General features: G+C 66.7%; 3 protein-coding genes and 1 pseudogene. All 4 read left to right on the top strand.

Annotation, left to right across the window (positions count from 1 at the left end; translation table 11 throughout):
• Window positions 1–1,366: FimV/HubP family polar landmark protein (locus QZY06_RS16620; RefSeq protein ID WP_295686175.1), on the top strand; the 1,366-nt coding region annotated here is incomplete at its 5' end.
• Window positions 1,367–1,386: 20 nt separating this feature from the next.
• The gene (truA, locus tag QZY06_RS16615; RefSeq protein ID WP_295686174.1) at window positions 1,387–2,169 is read left to right on the top strand and encodes a tRNA pseudouridine(38-40) synthase TruA; all 783 of its coding nucleotides are present in this window, start codon (window positions 1,387–1,389) and stop codon (window positions 2,167–2,169) included.
• A complete protein-coding gene (locus tag QZY06_RS16610) occupies window positions 2,166–2,816 on the top strand; it encodes a phosphoribosylanthranilate isomerase (RefSeq protein WP_295686173.1) in 651 nt (216 codons plus the stop codon). The genes truA and QZY06_RS16610 overlap by 4 nt, the downstream gene beginning before the upstream one ends.
• Before the next feature lie 20 nt (window positions 2,817–2,836).
• Window positions 2,837–3,174 (top strand): annotated as a pseudogene (locus QZY06_RS16605) (tryptophan synthase subunit beta); the annotation flags it as partial.

The following is a 3,174-nucleotide window of genomic DNA, read 5'->3' as shown; positions in this document are numbered from 1 at the left end:
TGTGGCTCCTGTGGCTCCTGCGGCTGCGGTGGTCGAGCCGCCGGCTCCGCCGGTGCTGCCAGTTCCTGCCCCGACAACAACACCCGTGCCAGCTCCAGCCGAGGCGCAGGTTGTTCCAGCCCCGGCGACAGCGGCTGAAGCCGATGCGCCCGCGGCACCGCCGCCGAGCGCCGAAAGCCCTGCGGAACCCGCCGCCGAAGTGCCTGCGGTTAGTGCGCCCGAGCCGGCTACGGTGCCAGCACCGGCACCGATTGCCGAACCGCCACCAGCGGCTTCGACGTTCTCGTTCGAAGACTACGGTCTGTCCTGGCCGCTGATCGGCGGGTTGCTGGTGCTGATCTTCCTGCTGATGCTGGTGGTGTTGAAGCGTCGCTCCAAGCCCAAGCCGAAAGCCAAGCTGCCGTCGCCGGACACCCTCTGGTTGTCGATGCCGGTGATTGCCGCAGCGACACCCGAAACCCGGCGCTCGACATTGGCGACTGCCGCCGATGCCGAAGCCGCAGCGCCTGCGCCGAGCGAGCCGGCGGAGCCGGAAGCTTCAGCCGAACCGACGCCTGAAGCTCAGCCCGAGCCCGAATCCAGGCGCGTCGAACCCGAATTGCCGCCGCTGCCCGAAGACAGCGAAGCCTTGCTTGCCGAAGAAGAACGTGCAGCCTCCGTCCTCAAGCTGGATGGCGGAGATCCGCTGACCGAAGCTGATTTCCATCTCGCCTACGGGCTGTATGACGAAGCGATCCAGATGCTCAGCCAGGCGATCGCCGAACAGCCGGAGCGGGTCGATCTGCAGCGCAAGCTCGCCGAGGTCTACGCCGCCGCCGCCGCTGCCAAGGCGTCGCCGGCCGAGCTTTCGGTCACCGATTTCGATCTTGATGTCGATCTCGACAAGCCGGAGATCAGGCCCGAAGCCAAGTCCGAGATCAGTTCCGAGTTCAGGACTGAAGCGGAGCCTGACATCAGTCCGAATCCTGTTGCCCCAGCGCCATTCGTTGCACCAGCGCCGATTCTCGAGCCAGTACCGGACGCCGCCCAGATTCAGCCTGAGCCCCGCAACGTCGATCCGCTGGCCGACATCGATCTGAGCAGCTTCGATCTCGCTGCCGAATCGACGGCCGAGCCGCCGCTTGATCCGCGTCTGATCGAATTCAGTTTCGACGAGCTGGAAGCGAGCATCGAACCGGAGCCCGAGCATCCGCTGTCGGCGAGCGTCGACGAGATCGATACCAAGCTCGATCTGGCGCGCGCCTATGCCGACATGGGCGATATCGAGGCGGCCGGCAACCTGCTCACCGAAGTCATTGCCACCGGCAGCGACGACCAGAAAATCGAAGCCGAGGCGCTGCAGCTGCGCCTGAAGGACGCAGGCTGAACGACGTCACACAGGCCGGCATGGTCCGCTGGGTCGCTGGCGTCGAGTACCACGGCTCGCGCTACTCCGGCTGGCAGATCCAGGCGGGACGGCCGAGCGTGCAGGGCGCGGTCGAAGCCGCACTGAGCTCGGTCGCCAACCAGCCGGTGGCGACCATCTGCGCCGGCCGCACCGATTCCGGCGTGCACGCGCTCGGCCAGGTCGTGCACTTCGACAGCGCCGCCGCCCGCGATCCCTACGGCTGGCTGCTCGGCAGCAATTCACGCTTGCCGCCGGACGTCGCCTTGCGCTGGGTGCAGCCGGTCTCGGGTGATTTCAGCGCCCGATTCAGTGCGATCTCGCGCCGCTATCGCTACGTGATCCACAACGATCGCGCCCGCTCGGCGCTGCTCGCCGAACGGGCGACCTGGATCGCCCATGCGCTGGATGCCGACGCCATGCATGAAGCCGCGCAGGCACTGGTCGGCGATCATGATTTCTCGGCCTTCCGCGCCGCCGAATGCCAGGCGAAAACGGCGACGCGCACGCTGGAAAGCCTCCGCGTCTGGCGCAGCCGGCAGTTCGTGGTCATCGATGTCCGCGCCAACGCCTTCCTGCATCACATGGTCCGCAACATCACTGGCAGCCTGCTGGAAGTCGGCAGCCAGCGCCGGCCAGCGGCCTGGATCGCTGAACTGCTGGCCGGCCGCGACCGCAGCCTGTCGGGCATGACGGCCGCCGCGCAGGGCCTGTATTTTGTCGGCCCCGATTACCCGGCCGAATTCGGCCTGCCGCCGCCGTCCGAGCCCTGGTTTCCCGCATGAGCGCTGCCGTCTTTCGCCGCACCCGGATCAAGTTCTGCGGTTTCACGCGGGCTGATGACGTGGCCGAAGCGGTTGCGCTCGGCATCGACGCCGTCGGCCTGATCCTGGTCCCGCAAAGCCCGCGTGCCGTCAGCCTGGAAGCGGCCGTCCAGCTGAAAGGGACGGTTCCGCCCCTGGTCAGCAGTGTGGTGCTGCTGCGCAATCCGGATGCCGCGCTGGTGCACGAAGTGCTGCGCCTGATCCAGCCGAGCCTGCTGCAGTTCCATGGCGAAGAATCCGCTGACTTCTGCGCCAGCTTCGGCCATCCCTATCTGAAGGCGATCGCGATGCAGAACCAGACGCGCCCGCTGGCCGAGATCGCGGCCGAATACGCGAGCGCTGCTGCGCTGCTGCTCGATGGCCACGCGCCGGGCGGCCTGGGCGGGCAGGGCGTGGCTTTCGATTGGCAGCAGGCGACCGGAACTGTGGCGTTGCCGATCATGCTGGCCGGTGGTATCCGGCCGGATAACGTCGCTGCGGCGATCGCGGCAGCGCGGCCTTTTGCCGTCGATGTTTCCAGCGGCATCGAAGCGGCGCCGGGCAGGAAGGATTCAGGCAAAATGCGCGACTTCGTGCGCGAGGTTCACCGCGCCGACCAGCTTTCCTGAAATCGAGTCTTGCCTGTCTGATGATCTACGAGAATCTGCCTGACGCCCGAGGCCATTTCGGCCCCTACGGTGGCCGTTTCGTCGCCGAAACCTTGATGGAGCCGCTGCGCGAGCTGGAAGCGGCCTACAACATGCTGAAAGTCGATCCGGCGTTCCGCGCCGAGCTCGACAAGGATCTGGCGCTCTATGTCGGCCGTCCCAGCCCGCTGTATCCGGCCGAGCGGCTGACCAAGAAATGGGGCGGCGCGCAGATTTTCCTGAAACGCGAAGATCTGAATCACACCGGCGCCCACAAGATCACCAACACCGTGGGCCAGGCGCTGCTCGCCAAGCACCTCGGCAAGACCCGGATCATCGC

Origin of the sequence: uncultured Nevskia sp. (genome assembly GCF_903885465.1) — a bacterium.
Classification (GTDB): Bacteria; Pseudomonadota; Gammaproteobacteria; order Nevskiales; family Nevskiaceae; genus Nevskia.
The sequence above is the reverse complement of the archived record's forward strand: the minus strand, read 5'-3'. Positions and strand labels throughout refer to the sequence as shown.

Excerpts from the sequence above, each read along its gene's own strand:
- QZY06_RS16610 (WP_295686173.1), top strand. The coding sequence starts at position 2,166 with ATGAGCGCTGCCGTCTTTCGCCGCACCCGGATCAAGTTCTGCGGTTTC.
- truA (WP_295686174.1), top strand. The coding sequence starts at position 1,387 with ATGGTCCGCTGGGTCGCTGGCGTCGAGTACCACGGCTCGCGCTACTCC.